Genomic DNA, 14,920 nt, shown 5'->3' on the forward strand with positions numbered 1-14,920 from the left:
TCTCGTTATTTAGTGGGCAATTTGATATAGAAAGTACTTCCTTTTCCCGGTTCACTTTCCGCATACACCTGCCCTTTGTGTAATTCTACTATTTTTTTAACATAAGCCAATCCCAGTCCGTGTCCTTTTACATTGTGCACATTTCCGGTTTCTTCCCGGTAGAATTGGTCAAATATTTTTTTCAAAACCGATTTGGACATCCCGATTCCTTCATCTCTCACTTCTATAACGTACATTTCTGCTTCGTTGTATGTTTTAACAAAGATTTGGGGATTTTCGCCCGAATATTTCCTTGCGTTGTCCAAAATATTGTTGATCGTATTTTCCAAATGGAAGGCATCACCATCCACTAAAGATCGACTCGCCTGATAATCTTCAAAAATAATGCCATTCAAATTATCTACGATGAATCGCATGGTCGATACACTTTTCTTTACCAGATCGTTAAGGTCAAATTCTTGTAAATGGATATCGACTTGATTTCGTTCCAATTTGGCCATTCGCAACACCATTTCCACTTGTGAATTCATCCGTTTGTTTTCCTGTTTGATCAAATCGGCATAATAACGAATTCGCTCATGATCAGAAATCACCTTATCATTTTTCAAAGCATCTGAAGCGATGTTAATCGTCGCAATCGGCGTTTTGAATTCGTGCGTCATATTGTTAATGAAATCGGTTTTGATTTCGGAAATATTGCGCTGCAGCTGCATATAATAAATCGCCAATGAAAACACCGAAATGATGATGATGGTAAAAATAATGGTCAACATCACGATGGGGATAATCGGTCCGAGAATCGACAATTGCTTGTCCGGAAAATAAGTCGTGAGCAGATATTGAGGTTTATCCGTATTGTCATAAAAAATCGGAATGGTGTATTCGCGGTCTTTCAGATCAAATTCTTCCGTCGCCACTTTGGTTTGGGAGGAATCGGCTTTTAAAATGGCCAATTGCGGATGAGATTGAACACCTCTTTTGCGCAATTGTTTGGTGAAAATAGAATCCAACGCATTGATATCAATTCTTGCATCAATCGGTCTGTTTCCCGCATCCAATCTCGCCAAACGCTCAATCGTATAAGTTGAATTTTTAAAATTCTCTTCCGTGTCCAAACTTAGGTTTTGGATCATATTGGCACCTGAATCTTTTGGGATTTTCAGCACTTTTTCTTGCGAATATAAATTGGCACTGATCAAACTATCGTTGTATTGTTCCGACATAGGCACGACTGAACGCTCTAAAATATAGCGGGTTAACGTGATGTAGGTAGTTCCTGCCGAATCCTGAATCAACTGAGATGACATCACTTGCGGTTTGTCGGTTGTAGATTTGAAATCGTTGTGTACATTTTCAAACCGCGTATAGTACAATTGCAATTCTTTCTGATTGATTTCTTCCGCTGTTTCGTTTAAGGCTTGATAAACGCGGCCGTTAAACTCTTCTGTATGCGAAACAAAGACCTTTTGCGTCCAATAAAACTGAATGATGACAAGGCCGATCAAAGCCACGCTCATTAAAATGATCAATATCTTATTGAATCCTTTTCTCATAGATAAGTAGTTACAAACTTAAGGTTTCCCGAAATGTTAAAATAAGGTTTAACATGCTATTAACTTGATCGAAATCGCTTTAACAATTTCTTATAAAGTTGGTCAAATTTTATTTTTAAATCTTCTAAATTTGAATTATTTTCAATCACAAAATCAGATTTTTCAATTCTTTGTGTATCTGTCCATTGATTGTTTATGCGTTGTCTGATTTGTTCTTCTGAGATTTCATCTCTTTTCAAAACTCTCTTGATGCGAATCTCTTCATCAGCAACCACTGAAACCACTAGATCACAGTCTTTATAAGAACCCGATTCAAATAAAATTGCCGCTTCTTTTACAACGAAATCGGATGCTTGATTTTCTACCCAATTTTGAAAATGTTTAAAAACTTCCGGATGAACAATTTGGTTTAATTGATGGAGTAATTCTTTGTCTTGAAAAACTTTAGACGAAACGAGTTTACGGTTATAGATGCCATTTTGATAAACTTCTTCACCAAATAATTCGGTTAATTCAGCAATGATTTTTTCATTTTCATTCATCAATTTTTTGGCTTCCAAATCTGCATTGTAAACCGGAATTCCCAGTTCCAAAAACCATTTGGCTATCGTGCTTTTTCCCGATCCGATTCCACCAGTAAGTCCTACAATTTTCATTTCTAAATTCGAATTTGAAATGTTAAAATTAATCTATTTCTACCAAAAAAAAGCCGAAGTTCAAACCCCGGCTTCTGAATTTATTTCGTGAGAATTAATCCTTTTTCTCGGTTGCAGCCGAATATCGACTAGCACTCAATTCTTTTGAAATCGCAGCACGTTCAAATTTGATTTTACCGGCCCCGGTTTCCAAAACAACCGTATCGTTTGATAACTCAAAAACTTTTCCATGAATACCGGAAGTTGTCACGACCCAATCTCCTCTTTTCAATTCTTCTTGGTATTTCTTTTCTTGTTTTTGTTTGCGTAAGTTGGGCCTGATCATCAAAAAATACATGATGATGAACATCCCACCAAACAACATCAATGTTGACCAACCTCCACCAGCATCTCCTGCTTGGGAAAAAATATAAGCTATTTGATTCATTTATTTAAAATTAAGATCCTGTCAAAGGATTTGGTTTTGCTGCCGGAGCTGCATCATTTGGTAAAGTTGCGATGAAAGTACAAACTTCTTTTCCTTTTACCGTGTTTGTCGTTAAAGTAACCGTTTTTTGTTGTCTTCCTTTTTGGGAACCTGCATCATAAGTGATTTTGATGGAATCTGTAGCACCTGGTGCGATTGGCTCTTTTGGAAATTCAGGAACGGTACAACCACAAGAACCTTTTGCATCTTTGATGATCAAAGGTGATTTTCCCGTGTTGGTGAATTTGAAATAATGGTCCACTTTTGCAGCAGCCGGAAGATTTCCGAAATCATAAGTTTCAGATTCAAAAGTCAACACAGCTGCGGTTGCAGGATCTACTACAGATTCGGCTTGTTCTTGTTTTTCTGCATCTGTAAACAATTCTGATGCTTTCTCGTCTTTGCATGAAGTCAATGCAAATGCTGCCAAAATCCCGACAGCCAATAGTGTATGTTTCATTTTATGTGAATTTAAATTTAAATTAAAGCGCCTAAATTTACTGAAACTATTTGATTTGACGCTATATGAAATATCTAAAACTAAGTTAAAATCCTTTCAATTCTTTTAAAGATCGATCCAAAATCCCATTCACAAAAATCTTACTCTTTTCTGTAGAATAAATTTTGGACAAATCGATGTATTCGTTCAGCGTAACTTTTGGTGGAATATTTTGGAAATAATGGAATTCAGTCAAAGCCATCTGCATCAACACCAAATCCAAAACCGCAATTCGATCCAGTTCCCAATTGGTCGCTTTCTCTTCGATCATTTTCAGCGTTTCTTCGCTATATCGGATGGTTTTTCGGAATAATTCGATGATAAACTCTCTATCATCATCGTCTTTGTATACTTTGAACAATTTGATTTTACCCGAACTTTTTGGTACAAAAGACTTTAGAGTTGTAACTACCATAGAATTGGCAATATGCAAATCATCTGCCCAATACAAATTCTTTTCCTCTAACCAATCATGAAGATTTTCATTGGGTGCGATAAATTTTTCATACAATCCGATAACGAAATCTTTGTCTGCGTCAAAAGAACGCTGAGGGTTATTCATGTAGGCTGCATACTCCTCAGTTGCGATGATTTCTTTGAAAATAGAATTGGGATAAGTATCCAATAAATCCCATTGTAATTGTTTGTTTTTTGAAGAATAGGCATTTAGTTCTTCGTTTTCATCCAAAATTCTAAAAATTGGATTTTCTACAAATTTTAAATTGGGATTTAAATCTTCAGGAGTTGGAAAATTCTTGTTTTTGGCCAATTCCATTTTATGTTCCGCTATGGATTTTTGAAATTCTAAAAGATTAAGAAGATAAATGTATAAATCATAAATTTCATCAACTCCTTTTAACATATTTCTCTCGATGGACCGTTGGTCTGCATCCTCACCTGAAGTCTTCCAAGCATAAACGGCTTGCATGGCTTTTTCACGAAGTTGTCTTCTTCCTAACATAATTTCAATTTTCAGCTTTTAATTCTGGATAAGCGACTGCAAAGGTAATCAAAAAGACGTAAATTTGCGCCGTGAAAGAATTATTGTCCTTAAATAAATTTCTTTGGAAATACCGTTGGGAGTTGATTGCAGGCTTTGTAATGATCATTTTGTCCAATTTTGTTTCCATCTTTTCTATCAATTATGTCGGAAATGCTATCGACGGAATCGAATCCCTTTTAACCAAATTCAAATCTGGCGAAGCTTCTGAATTAAGTGAAGTAAAAAAAGGACTGATGAACGCTGCATTGCTTTTCATCGGCCTGAAAGTTCTTGCCGGACTATTATTGGTCGGTGTTCGTTTGATGATCATCGCAACTTCCCGACACATTGAATATGATTTGAAAAATGACATTTATGAACATTACCAAAAACTTTCGCTTTCTTTCTACAAAAAAAATAAAACCGGTGATTTGATGAACAGGATTACGGAAGATGTGGCATTTGTTCGTCAATATTTAGGTCCCGGAATCATGTATCCGATGGATTTGATTTCGAGAGCAACCATCATTTTGGCATTTATGATCAACATCGATCCGCTGTTGACTTTATACACTTTAGGACCACTTCCGATTCTTTCTTTTTTGATTTATAAAGTGGCTTCTACGATCAATAAAAAAAGTACCGAAGTCCAAAAACAACAATCCAACATTTCTTCCATCGTTCAAGATACTTTTTCCGGCATACGTGTGATCAAATCGTTCAATACGGAGAATTCAACCCAAGAAAATTACGCAAAAGAAGCGGAGCTTTATGAGAAAAAAGCACTTTCCCTCGCCCAAACTGAAGCTTTCTTTTTTCCGCTTATGGTGCTGATTGTCGGTATCAGTAATTTATTGATTTTGTATATGGGAGGTGTTCGGTATGCCGAAGGAAAATTAAGCATCGGTGTGATCGCCCAATTTTTCATGTATTTGAATATGTTGATTTGGCCGTTTACGAGTTTGGGTTGGGTGACGATGTTGATTCAACGAGCAGAAGCTTCCATGACGCGCATCAACGAATTCTTAAAACAAAAACCGGAAATCCAAAATGCAGTAGAACATGAAACGCCGATCGAAGGAAAAATTGAATTCAAAAATGTAAGTTATACTTATGAGAACACCGGAATTGAGGCTTTAAAAAACCTTTCATTTACCATAGAAAAAGGGAAATCACTAGCGATTATGGGTAAAACCGGATCAGGGAAATCTACGGTCGTTTTATTGTTGGCCAGATTATTACAACCTACATCCGGACAGATTTTGATCGATGGCGTTCCTTATGAGAATTTGAATTTAAAATCGCTTCGCAAAGCCATCGGATTTGTTCCTCAAGAAGCTTTTCTATTTTCCGACACCATTCAGCAGAATATTTTGTTTGGAGCAGAAGATGGCAAAAATTTAGATGACGCAAAGAATTTTGCAAAAAAAGCAGCTGTTCATCAAAACGTCGAAGGGTTTAAAGATCGTTATGACACGATTTTGGGTGAAAGAGGCGTAACGCTTTCCGGTGGTCAAAAACAACGGATTTCCATCGCTCGTGCTTTGATCAAAGAACCGGAAATTCTAGTTTTTGATGATAGTTTATCAGCCGTTGATACGGAAACAGAAGAAGAAATTTTACGCAATCTGAAGTCTGAAATGAATCAAAAAACGACACTCATCGTAACGCATAGGATTTCTTCCGCCAAAAATGCTGATGAAATTTTGGTGTTGGATGATGGTCAAAAAATAGAATTAGGTTCTCATTCAGATTTGGTAGCAAAAGAAGGCGCTTATTTTTCTTTGGTCAAAAAACAATTAATAGAAACGGAAAACTTATAATTCAATTACACTTCCTAACTCCAAATGGCTTCAATCCTTTAAATTTTGATAGAAGAATTGTTATTTAACAAAATTTTTATAGTTTTGTTAGCAAAGTATTAACACTTCTTAAATTACACATGATGGGCGAAAATGAAAATTTTGAAAGATCTGAACCGGATGGAATTTACTCCAAAGTACTCAGAGCAGGTAGGAGAACTTATTTTTTTGATGTAAGAGAGACCCGAGCGGGTGATTATTACCTGACGATTACGGAAAGCAAAAAGAACACAAATGAGGATGGTTCTTTTTTCTACAAAAAACACAAAATTTATTTGTACAAAGAAGATTTCGGGAATTTCAAAGAGATTCTAAATGAAATCACTTCGTATGTAGTGGATGAAAGAGGTGAAGAGGTCATCTCTGAAAGACATCAAAAAAACTTTGATGGTTTTACAGAAACGCCTGTTTCCACAAACGGGGAGGCATCAAAACCTTCTACCGAATCTTTTACCGATGTAGATTTTGATGACATCTGATGATGTCATCTGAAATTTCAAGATGATTTAAAAGCACAAAAAAACCGTCTCGGCTAAGCCAAGACGGTTTTTTTTATGGGTTTGAGTGAAATTTTAACCTTTAAGCAAAGCTTCGATTTTCTCTTTTTCTTCTTGTGCCAATTCTCCATCAACTAAAATTCGTCCGCTGTGCTCATCAGAAATGATTTTCTTGCGCTGTGCGATGTCCATCTGTCTTTGAGGCGGAATCGTAAAGAAAGAACCTACAGAAGCATCTCTATGAACCGGAACTACGGCCAAACCATTTTTCATATTGCTGCGAATTCTCGTATAGGCTTTGAACAATCTTTCGTCCAAAATACCAGAAAACTCTTCTGATTTTTTGATCAAAAATGCTTCTTCCTTCTCTGTTTCTTTGATGATCGCATCCAACTCAGATTTTTTATGGTCCAAATGCGATTTCATCGAATCCAATTTGGTGTTGATCTCCTCTTGGATTTGTTTTTTATGGTCAATCTTTGCGTTGAATTCTTTGATTCTTTTTTCAGACAATTGGATTTCCAATTCTTGGTACTCCACTTCTTTTGCCAAAGAATCAAACTCACGGTTGTTTCTTACGTTATCCTGTTGCTTGGTGTATTTTTTCATCAAAGCTTCAGAATTTTTGATGGCTTCTTTTTTTAGCTTGATTTCACCATCCAATTCTTTGATTTCATCATCAATTTTATGAATTCGGGTTTCCATCTGAGCAACATCATCACTCAAATCTTCCACCTCCAGCGGTAATTCTCCACGTGTATTACGGATTTCATCCAAACGGGAATCAATTAATTGTAAATCATACAAGGCGCGCAATTTTTCTTCTACGCTCATTTCTTTTTGCTGATCTTTCTTTGCCATATCTTATGTGTAATGAACAGGATTCGTATTAATCTCTGATTTTTGGACTGCAAAATTAGGAAATTTTTCTGATAGATAAGCAGTTAATAAATTTTTAGTGAATTGTTCCGACTCATAATGACCGATATCTGCCAATAAAATTTCGTTTTCTGCTTGAAAAAAGTAATGGTATTTTAAATCGGCCGTCAAGTAAACATCCGCTCCTGTCCTTTTTGCATTTGCGATCGCAAAACTTCCAGAACCGCCTAGAACCGCTACTTTTTTGATTTTTTTGTTCAAAAATTTAGAATGACGGATCATTTCCGTCTGCATTTTTTCTTTTACAAATTTTAAAAATTCTTTTTCTTCTAATTCATTTTCCAATTCGCCTACCATCCCAATTCCGATCGTTTGGTTTTTATTTTCCAATTTAAAAATTTCATAAGCCACCTCTTCATAAGGATGATTTTTTTTCAAAGCCGATAAAATCTTTCCTTCCAAATCTTTGTTAAAAATGACCGAAATTCTCGTTTCCGGTTCATATTGGATTTTCCCGATTTCGCCTATATGCGGATTGGCGCCTTCTTTTGGTCGGAAAGTTCCCGTTCCCTCCAGATTAAAACTGCAATAATCATATTTACCGATGCTTCCTGCACCGGCTTCTGATAATGCTTTTCGCAAATTTGCCGCATCAGCAGTTGGAACATAGGTCACAAGATGACGCAATGTATCGTTTTGTGGAATCAGGATTTCGGTGTTTTTTAAATCCAATTGTTGAGCGATTTGATGATTCACCCCAAACTGCGAATTGTCCAAAGCCGTATGCGTCGCATAAATGTTGATGTCGTTTTTGATCGCCAATTGCACCACACGTTCTACATAATTTCTCCCGGTGATTTTTTTCATTCCGGAGAAAATAATCGGATGAAAACTTACAATCAAATTTGCACCTTTTTCGATTGCTTCTTTTACGACTTCTTCCGTCGTATCCAGCGTTACCAAAACCTTTAAAATTTCCGCATTTGGGTCACCGACCAGAAGTCCGACGTTGTCAAAGTCTTCAGCATAGGTCAAAGGTGCTAATTTTTCGAGTTCGGAAGTTATTTGGGAAAGTTTCATAAGGAACAAATATATCAATTCATTTTATAAAAAAGTAGAGCCGCATTGCAATGCATCTTTACAACGTATTTATTAATTTCTAAAATTCCATTCAACCATTAAAAAATTTTCTTCAGTCAACCCAAACTCAAGTGACGACTTTAGCCATTTATTTTGAGTTGATTGAATGTAATCTTTTTTCGATCTTTTACTTTCAGCAAAAATTATTTGATCATTTTTCCAAGCAACTACATCCCAGATTCCACCAAAATTGTGTGCATTAATCTTTGCAATTTCATTCAATAAATTTTGAATTTTATCATCGTCAATTGCATTATGAGTTTGATGTTTAAACCCTTCTTCATTCCATTCCGTCAAATGAATTGGTTTTAATTTTGGTTTTCCATACGTTTCAATCCACCTTGCATTCCAATTGTCCTGCAAAAATAAATTCATAATTGCCAGTTCAGCAAATATTCCAACATTATTAAAATCGATACAAGGTTTGCCTCCAAAAGTATTTTTAATTGGAGTTCCGTTCCATTTTTCAAATTCAATTTTGACTTTTGGAATTGAAATTATTTGATTATTTAATTCAAAAATTTCGACTGAATTAGGTTTTAGTTTTTCAGGATAAATCATTTATAAAAAATGTTTTTGAGATTTATATAAAACAAATCTCAAATATAAAAAAGTAGAGACGCAATGCATTGCGTCTCTACGAAATATTGGTATCTAAAATAGTTTTACTCCAAAATCTCCATATCGAAATAAAGCGTTGCATTTGGTGGAATCACACCGCCTGCGCCTTGTGGTCCATAACCCAAATCAGCCGGAATGATCAAGAAAACTTTTGATCCTTTTCTAAACAAAGTCAAAGCTTCCATCCAACCTTTGATCAATTGGGTTTGCCCTACGATCGCATCCAATGGCTGGTTTCTGTCATGCGAAGAATCCAATTTCTCACCGTCCTTCAGACGCAACGTATAATGTACTTTAACTTTTTCACCATTTTTCGGAACAGCTCCATTTCCCTCCTGCTCAATTACATACATCAATCCGGATTCTGTTTTCTGTGCATTGGCAGTCAAATCTTTCTGGCGTTGGATTTCTTTGTCTTTTTCGGCTTGTGCTTTGGCATTAATTTCTGCCAATTTCGCTTCATGAGCCGCTTCCGCTTTGGCAAAAGCTTCTCCTCCATCGTATTTTTTATATTGGTCACCTTTTTTGATGATGTGAACATGGTTGATCACGACATCTTCAACCGGACGATCTTGCGCACCTTTTTTCACATTGGCAATCGTATCGATCACATCCAGTCCGTCGACCACTTGACCGAAAATCGTGTGTTTTCCATCCAACCAAGGTGTCGGAACTTCTGTGATAAAAAACTGGCTTCCGTTGGTTCCTGGACCTGCGTTTGCCATGGAAAGAATTCCTTTTTTGTCATGCTTTCTATCAGAGAAAAATTCATCTGCAAAATCATATCCGGGACCGCCAGTTCCTTTTCCGTCGGGATCTCCACCTTGGATCATGAAATCTTTGATCACACGGTGAAATACGATTCCGTCGTAATAAGGCGTTCCAAGTGGTTTGGCTTTATTTTCTTTGGTTCCCTCGGCCAGACCGACGAAATTGGCTACCGTAAGTGGCGCTTCTTGCTCAAATAGTTCGATGGTCATGTTTCCTTTGTTTGTTTCCATTTGGGCATACAAACCATCCTTTAAACTGCTGTATTCTTCTTTACTCATTGATTCTGGTATTTTGACTGTAGAACAACTCGTTACAAGCGCTGCTACGGTCAGGATTGTTATTAATTTTTTCATCTCTTACTCATTATTGTTTTTAAAGGTCAGATGGAATTTGCTTTTAATTTTGAATTGTTTTTCGATTCTAAAAGCCAATTTCATTTTATGTCAATTATTTCGGTCAAATTTAATTCGATTTCTTTTGAATTTCCTGTATTTTGATTTTAAATATCAAAGGTTCATTTCCCAGTATTTTATTACGGTCGCCATATCCGCCATAAGCCAAAAAAGAAGGCAATAAAACCGTTGCCGCATCTCCTTTTTCGATCATCTGCAATGCAAATTGAATGCCTCTAGGCAAATCGGACCTTCCCATCATGATGGTTTGGGTTCCGGTTTCGGCTTCTGAATAAATTATTTCGTCATCAAAATTGGAAACCGAATAAGCATATTTCACCACATCACCTGATTTGGCCATGGTTTGGGTGGTTTCACCCGAATTGGAAATCCAAAATCCATATGAAGTTCTTTGAAATTTCAAATCTGAACGATCGATGTAATTTTGAATCAACGCATTGTCTTCATCCAGAATTTGTTTGTTTCGGTCATGCGAAAATTCCATGAATTTCGCACGGTCGTCATCATAACTCACCGGATATTGCACCACTTTATTTTTACAAGCTGCAAGACTTAATATTGCGCATATTAAAGCGATTTTTTTCAAATTTCTACGGCTTTTAGTTCTTCTTGATAATCATTCAATAATGCTCGGAATTTCGCCAAAGTTTCTTCTTTGCTCAATTCTGAGCGACCTCCGGCTGCATTGATGTGTCCGCCGCCGTTAAAATGTTTACGAGCAAATGTATTGACGTCAAAATTTCCTTTGGATCGAAATGAAATTTTGATGTAATCATGTTGTTGATCTTCAATAAAAATAACGGAAAACACAAAATCATTGATCCCCAAACCATAATTGACAAAACCTTCTGTATCACCTTTTTGTGAACTGAATTCCAGTTGTTGCTCACGCGACAAAAACATACAAGAAGCCCGATGTTCCGGAAAGGTTTCCATAGAATCCAGCGCGAGCCCCAAAAGCTTTAAACGATTGGGGGATTGCGTATCAAAAACGTTGTTGTTAATTTTATCGATTTCGATCCCGCGATCGAGCAATTCTGCAACCACTCTATGCGTGGCAGATGAAGTATTTCGGAAACGGAAATTCCCGGTATCGGTCATGATGCCGGTGTAAATGCATTCGGCAATGGTTTTATCGATCAAATCCAAATCGCCCATTTTCTCGATGAAATTATAAATCATCTGACATGTGGCAGGAATAGTGACGTCCGAATACATAAAATCAAATTCTTCCGGTTCTTGATGATGGTCGATCATGACTTTTGGTGCCGAAGAACGTTGCAACCAATCTCCCACTTCATCAATCCTGGCAATCGAATTGAAATCGAGAATGAAGATCAATTCGGCTTTTTCAATCAAAATTCTGGATTTCGCAGGATTGTATTCGCCGATGTTGATTTTCTTTGCACCGTCCATCCATTTCAGGAATTTGGGGAAGTCATTGGGCGCAACGATTTCACATTCATGACCCAGTTTGGATAGATAATGTAACATCGCTAAAGTCGACCCAATTGCATCACCATCCGGATTTCGGTGTGGAATCAATACAATTCGTTTGGGCTGGCTGAGCAAGTTTTTCAGCTGATCAAAATTCTCCATTTGCATAGTTTGCGAAGATAAACTATTGTGTAGAATTGAACAAAGTATAATTCGAAATCTGGTATTGAGAACCTTAACTACTTAATAAATATCACAAATCTCTCTTTTTCAATAACCTATAAGAAAGAAATAAAAATATGAAGGTATAAATAATGGAAGCTACTACAAATGTCCAATCTACTGTTGAATATTTAAAAACAGAACCTCCAAACACAAATCCTTCCATGCTCATTTTTGGGAGGTCAATCAATTTGGAAGAAGTGTTTAATGGAAGATAGTTGGAAATAAAAACACCATATGGATCTACTTTTTCGAGTCCTTTTTCCATCCAAGCTTTAAATAAAAATTCAACAGCCGAAATTGTTCCTTCTCCCATCCAAAGCACGATCAATCCCAAAAAAGCAAAAGCCGCTTTACGCAGTAAAATTGCTAAGAACAAAGCAATAGCAAAAAACAAATTCAACTTTAAAAAATAGGCTCCTACGAACTCCATTCCTTTAAAAATCCCTTCTTCAGATTGCGAAAAAGTCAACCCCAGAAACAAACAAATGCCCAATACAAAAACCGTGGAAAGGGAAGCAAATATCAAATTGGTTAAAATTTTTGAAGTCAAAAATTCTTTTTTGCTCAAACCATCGATCAAATTTTGTTTCAAAGTCCCGTTGGAGAACTCATTGGTCACGTTGGTAATAATGATAACCGCAATGAAGATTTTAGCAATTGCCACCAAAAATGTAATGTTTTGCCAAACAAAAGGAAAATCAAAAGTTCCGAGTTTCGCTATATCCAATTTCATCCCACCTATTTCAGGCTTGATCAGCGATAAAATCCCGCCGATCGCAAGCAGCATGAGGAAATAAATGATGGTGAAAATTCGGGTGGCTTTGTAATAAAAAATCTTATTCCATTCTATTTTGAGTAATCTGAGCATCTTAATTTTGGTTTTGGGTGATTTGTAAAAATTGGTTTTCCAGGCTTTCTTTTCGTTTCACCAAATGGGTCAAAACGATTCCTTTTTCAAACAATATCCGGTTCAAACTTTCTGCGCTTAAATCTTCTTTTAAAATGGCTTTGATCTGGCTGCCATTTTCCGCAATTTTATCAAAAGCGGTTATGGAATTCAAGGCTTGAAATAAAACGGAATTATCCGCAGAAGAAAGTTCAAAATACCCAAAACTCGCCGTCATTTCGTCTACACGACCACTGTAAAGCGTTTTTCCTTTTTCTAAAATTACCACATGCGAACAAACTTTCTCCACTTCATCCAACAAGTGACTTGCCAGAATGATCGTCGTTCCTTTTGCTGCAATATCGAGTATGATTTCACGGATTTTGATGATACCTTGCGGATCGAGACCGTTGGTCGGCTCATCCAAAATCAAGACATCGGGATCATTTAACATCGCAGCAGCAATCGCCAAACGCTGTTTCATCCCAAGTGAAAAAGTGGAAAATTTGTCTTTTTTACGGTCTAACAATCCTACGATTGATAACTTCTCATCGATCTTAGATTTGGAAGCACCTTTTATCAAAGCTACATTTTCCAGATTTTTCTCAGCCGACAAATAAGGATAAAAATTAGGTCGCTCGATGATGGCGCCAACTTTTTTAAGCGAATCAATGGAATGTTCTTTTTCAAACCACCGCCAGTGACCGTCCGTAGGATTTACCACGTTCAAAATCATCCCAAGTGTAGTGGATTTCCCACTTCCATTTGGACCGAGCAATCCATAAACATTTCCCTTCTCGACCGAAAAACTGAGGTTGTCCACAGCGGTCATACGTCCAAATTTTTTGGTGAGATGGTTGATTTCCAATACTTTTTCCATAGCCATAGTTCAATTCGAAGTTTAAATTTCGTTTGTTATTTAGTAGTCGTTTTGATAAAAATGTAACAGTTGAATGGGAATTTTTCCTAAATCCTTCTTTTTTAGGATCAATTCATCTTTGAAAGAAAGTTTTCCGGGTTTTCAGCAAAGGTTTCTTTGCAACCTGCGCTGCAAAATCCATAAACCTTACCTTGATACTGAATCGTGTCGGACAAATGTTCGGCCGTTTTCATCCCACAAACCGGATCCAAATCATTTTCAACCTCCACATCTAATTTATGTGCAGCATGCATCATCTGCTCATCTGCCTTGTGAACCTCAATTTCAGTTTGTTCCTCCTTTTGATTACAAGAAATTGCCATAATGGATAAAATACTAACCGATAAAATTTGGATGGTTTTCATATTTGAAATGTTTTTTGAATTTTAAATTTAAATTATTCTTCTAATAGTTTTTTGATGTCTTCTTTCAGCCATTCGATCTGCGGATGATATTGCCCGGCAAGACTTCCGTTTTTCCCTTCCGGATCTGTATAATTAAGCCCCGAATAATATAAAATCGGAAAGCCCCGTTCGTCATATCGAGATCGAATTTTCCCGTTTTTATCGATAAGAGCCAATTTACCACTGTGATTCAATCCTTCGGCTGTCGACTCGTCTTCGCCTACATAAATATTAAATTCAGTACTCAGCTTGTAGATATAATCACGATCACCGGTAAGGAAATGCCAATTCGGATTTTGAATCCCCAAACGGTCTGCATGGATTTTCAGATTTTCAGGCGTATCTCTTTTTGGATCAATCGTGATGGAAATCACCCCAAAATTGGAATCGGAAATAGCCTTTTCCACTTCTTTGAGATTTTGATTCATGATCGGACAAATCGTAGGACAATTGGTAAAAAAAAATTCGACGACATAAACTTTCCCGAGCATATCTTGATCGGAAATCGTTTGATTATTTTGGTTGGTCAATTCAAATTTCGGGACATCCATGACCTGAAACAATTCCTCATTTGTTTGATTTCGCCAAATATAAACCAGCAAAGGGACTATGGTTACGAGAGCCAGTATTAAACCTAATTTTTTCTTCACTTTACAAATTTAAGGTTTAAATGATTTGAACAAACGAACTTAACCTGATTAGAATCATGG

17 protein-coding genes are annotated in these 14,920 nt (G+C 36.6%); 2 read left to right on the forward strand and 15 right to left on the reverse strand.

From position 1 onward, the window contains the following. Positions 1–5 precede the first annotated feature (5 nt). The 5 genes from HU137_RS01645 to nusB form a co-directional block, all read right to left on the reverse strand. Complete coding sequence (locus tag HU137_RS01645) at positions 6–1,553, reverse strand: sensor histidine kinase (protein WP_182042068.1); 1,548 nt, start codon at positions 1,551–1,553, stop codon at positions 6–8. A 59-nt stretch (positions 1,554–1,612) separates the two neighbouring features. Beyond that, positions 1,613–2,209 (reverse strand): dephospho-CoA kinase, encoded by a 597-nt coding sequence (coaE, locus tag HU137_RS01650; RefSeq protein WP_182042069.1) that lies wholly within the window; start codon positions 2,207–2,209, stop codon positions 1,613–1,615. A gap of 94 nt (positions 2,210–2,303) precedes the next feature. Next, positions 2,304–2,636 (reverse strand): preprotein translocase subunit YajC, encoded by a 333-nt coding sequence (gene yajC, locus HU137_RS01655; RefSeq protein ID WP_182042070.1) that lies wholly within the window; start codon positions 2,634–2,636, stop codon positions 2,304–2,306. Between the two features lie 10 nt (positions 2,637–2,646). Further along, a complete protein-coding gene (locus HU137_RS01660; RefSeq protein WP_182042071.1) occupies positions 2,647–3,135 on the reverse strand; it encodes a DUF1573 domain-containing protein in 489 nt (162 codons plus the stop codon). An 85-nt stretch (positions 3,136–3,220) separates the two neighbouring features. Further along, positions 3,221–4,135 carry a transcription antitermination factor NusB gene (nusB, locus tag HU137_RS01665; protein ID WP_182042072.1) on the reverse strand — a complete coding sequence of 305 codons (915 nt, stop codon included), beginning with the start codon at positions 4,133–4,135 and terminating at the stop codon, positions 3,221–3,223. Positions 4,136–4,206: 71 nt separating this feature from the next. On the opposite strand from nusB, the gene HU137_RS01670 reads away from it, so the two are divergent. Together HU137_RS01670 and HU137_RS01675 are read left to right on the forward strand one after the other, a co-directional pair. Next, positions 4,207–5,979: an ABC transporter ATP-binding protein gene (locus HU137_RS01670; protein ID WP_182042073.1), complete on the forward strand. Its 1,773-nt coding sequence runs from the start codon at positions 4,207–4,209 to the stop codon at positions 5,977–5,979. Between the two features lie 122 nt (positions 5,980–6,101). Further along, the gene (locus HU137_RS01675; RefSeq protein WP_182043288.1) at positions 6,102–6,497 is read left to right on the forward strand and encodes a PUR family DNA/RNA-binding protein; all 396 of its coding nucleotides are present in this window, start codon (positions 6,102–6,104) and stop codon (positions 6,495–6,497) included. A gap of 93 nt (positions 6,498–6,590) precedes the next feature. Here the strand turns inward: HU137_RS01675 and HU137_RS01680 are convergent, their stop codons facing one another. The 10 genes from HU137_RS01680 to HU137_RS01725 all read right to left on the reverse strand — a co-directional run bounded on the left by HU137_RS01680 (position 6,591) and on the right by HU137_RS01725 (position 14,860). Further along, a complete protein-coding gene (locus HU137_RS01680; RefSeq protein ID WP_182042074.1) occupies positions 6,591–7,376 on the reverse strand; it encodes a zinc ribbon domain-containing protein in 786 nt (261 codons plus the stop codon). Positions 7,377–7,379: 3 nt separating this feature from the next. After that, on the reverse strand, positions 7,380–8,474 hold the full coding sequence (locus tag HU137_RS01685; RefSeq protein ID WP_182042075.1) for a Nif3-like dinuclear metal center hexameric protein: 1,095 nt from the start codon (positions 8,472–8,474) through the stop codon (positions 7,380–7,382). Positions 8,475–8,546: 72 nt separating this feature from the next. Continuing rightward, positions 8,547–9,095, reverse strand: a complete 549-nt coding sequence (locus HU137_RS01690; RefSeq protein ID WP_182042076.1) for a hypothetical protein — start codon at positions 9,093–9,095, stop codon at positions 8,547–8,549. Positions 9,096–9,199: 104 nt separating this feature from the next. Continuing rightward, positions 9,200–10,279 carry a peptidylprolyl isomerase gene (locus HU137_RS01695; RefSeq protein ID WP_182042077.1) on the reverse strand — a complete coding sequence of 360 codons (1,080 nt, stop codon included), beginning with the start codon at positions 10,277–10,279 and terminating at the stop codon, positions 9,200–9,202. Positions 10,280–10,388: 109 nt separating this feature from the next. Continuing rightward, positions 10,389–10,925, reverse strand: coding sequence for an FKBP-type peptidyl-prolyl cis-trans isomerase (locus HU137_RS01700; RefSeq protein WP_182042078.1), 537 nt, complete (start codon positions 10,923–10,925; stop codon positions 10,389–10,391). Beyond that, positions 10,922–11,938 (reverse strand): DHH family phosphoesterase, encoded by a 1,017-nt coding sequence (locus HU137_RS01705; protein ID WP_317169881.1) that lies wholly within the window; start codon positions 11,936–11,938, stop codon positions 10,922–10,924. The genes HU137_RS01700 and HU137_RS01705 overlap by 4 nt, the downstream gene beginning before the upstream one ends. A 91-nt stretch (positions 11,939–12,029) precedes the next feature. After that, positions 12,030–12,869, reverse strand: coding sequence for an ABC transporter permease (locus tag HU137_RS01710; RefSeq protein ID WP_182042080.1), 840 nt, complete (start codon positions 12,867–12,869; stop codon positions 12,030–12,032). Between the two features lies 1 nt (position 12,870). Next, positions 12,871–13,767: an ABC transporter ATP-binding protein gene (locus HU137_RS01715; protein ID WP_182043289.1), complete on the reverse strand. Its 897-nt coding sequence runs from the start codon at positions 13,765–13,767 to the stop codon at positions 12,871–12,873. A 107-nt stretch (positions 13,768–13,874) separates the two neighbouring features. Then, positions 13,875–14,171, reverse strand: coding sequence for a YHS domain-containing protein (locus HU137_RS01720; protein WP_182042081.1), 297 nt, complete (start codon positions 14,169–14,171; stop codon positions 13,875–13,877). A 32-nt stretch (positions 14,172–14,203) separates the two neighbouring features. Next, entirely contained in the window at positions 14,204–14,860 is a 657-nt protein-coding gene (locus HU137_RS01725; protein WP_317169882.1) for an SCO family protein, read from the reverse strand. Positions 14,861–14,920: the final 60 nt, after the last annotated feature.

Origin of the sequence: Moheibacter lacus (genome assembly GCF_014042165.1) — a bacterium.
Lineage (GTDB): Bacteria > Bacteroidota > Bacteroidia > Flavobacteriales > Weeksellaceae > Moheibacter > Moheibacter lacus.

Coding starts and splice junctions, on each gene's coding strand:
- coaE (WP_182042069.1), bottom strand. CDS start 2,209: ATGAAAATTGTAGGACTTACTGGTGGAATCGGATCGGGAAAAAGCACG.
- HU137_RS01695 (WP_182042077.1), bottom strand. CDS start 10,279: ATGAAAAAATTAATAACAATCCTGACCGTAGCAGCGCTTGTAACGAGT.
- HU137_RS01710 (WP_182042080.1), bottom strand. CDS start 12,869: ATGCTCAGATTACTCAAAATAGAATGGAATAAGATTTTTTATTACAAA.
- HU137_RS01680 (WP_182042074.1), bottom strand. CDS start 7,376: ATGGCAAAGAAAGATCAGCAAAAAGAAATGAGCGTAGAAGAAAAATTG.
- HU137_RS01720 (WP_182042081.1), bottom strand. CDS start 14,171: ATGAAAACCATCCAAATTTTATCGGTTAGTATTTTATCCATTATGGCA.
- HU137_RS01660 (WP_182042071.1), bottom strand. CDS start 3,135: ATGAAACATACACTATTGGCTGTCGGGATTTTGGCAGCATTTGCATTG.
- HU137_RS01645 (WP_182042068.1), bottom strand. CDS start 1,553: ATGAGAAAAGGATTCAATAAGATATTGATCATTTTAATGAGCGTGGCT.
- HU137_RS01685 (WP_182042075.1), bottom strand. CDS start 8,474: ATGAAACTTTCCCAAATAACTTCCGAACTCGAAAAATTAGCACCTTTG.
- nusB (WP_182042072.1), bottom strand. CDS start 4,135: ATGTTAGGAAGAAGACAACTTCGTGAAAAAGCCATGCAAGCCGTTTAT.
- HU137_RS01715 (WP_182043289.1), bottom strand. CDS start 13,767: ATGGAAAAAGTATTGGAAATCAACCATCTCACCAAAAAATTTGGACGT.
- HU137_RS01705 (WP_317169881.1), bottom strand. CDS start 11,938: ATGGAGAATTTTGATCAGCTGAAAAACTTGCTCAGCCAGCCCAAACGA.
- HU137_RS01690 (WP_182042076.1), bottom strand. CDS start 9,095: ATGATTTATCCTGAAAAACTAAAACCTAATTCAGTCGAAATTTTTGAA.
- HU137_RS01675 (WP_182043288.1), top strand. CDS start 6,102: ATGGGCGAAAATGAAAATTTTGAAAGATCTGAACCGGATGGAATTTAC.
- yajC (WP_182042070.1), bottom strand. CDS start 2,636: ATGAATCAAATAGCTTATATTTTTTCCCAAGCAGGAGATGCTGGTGGA.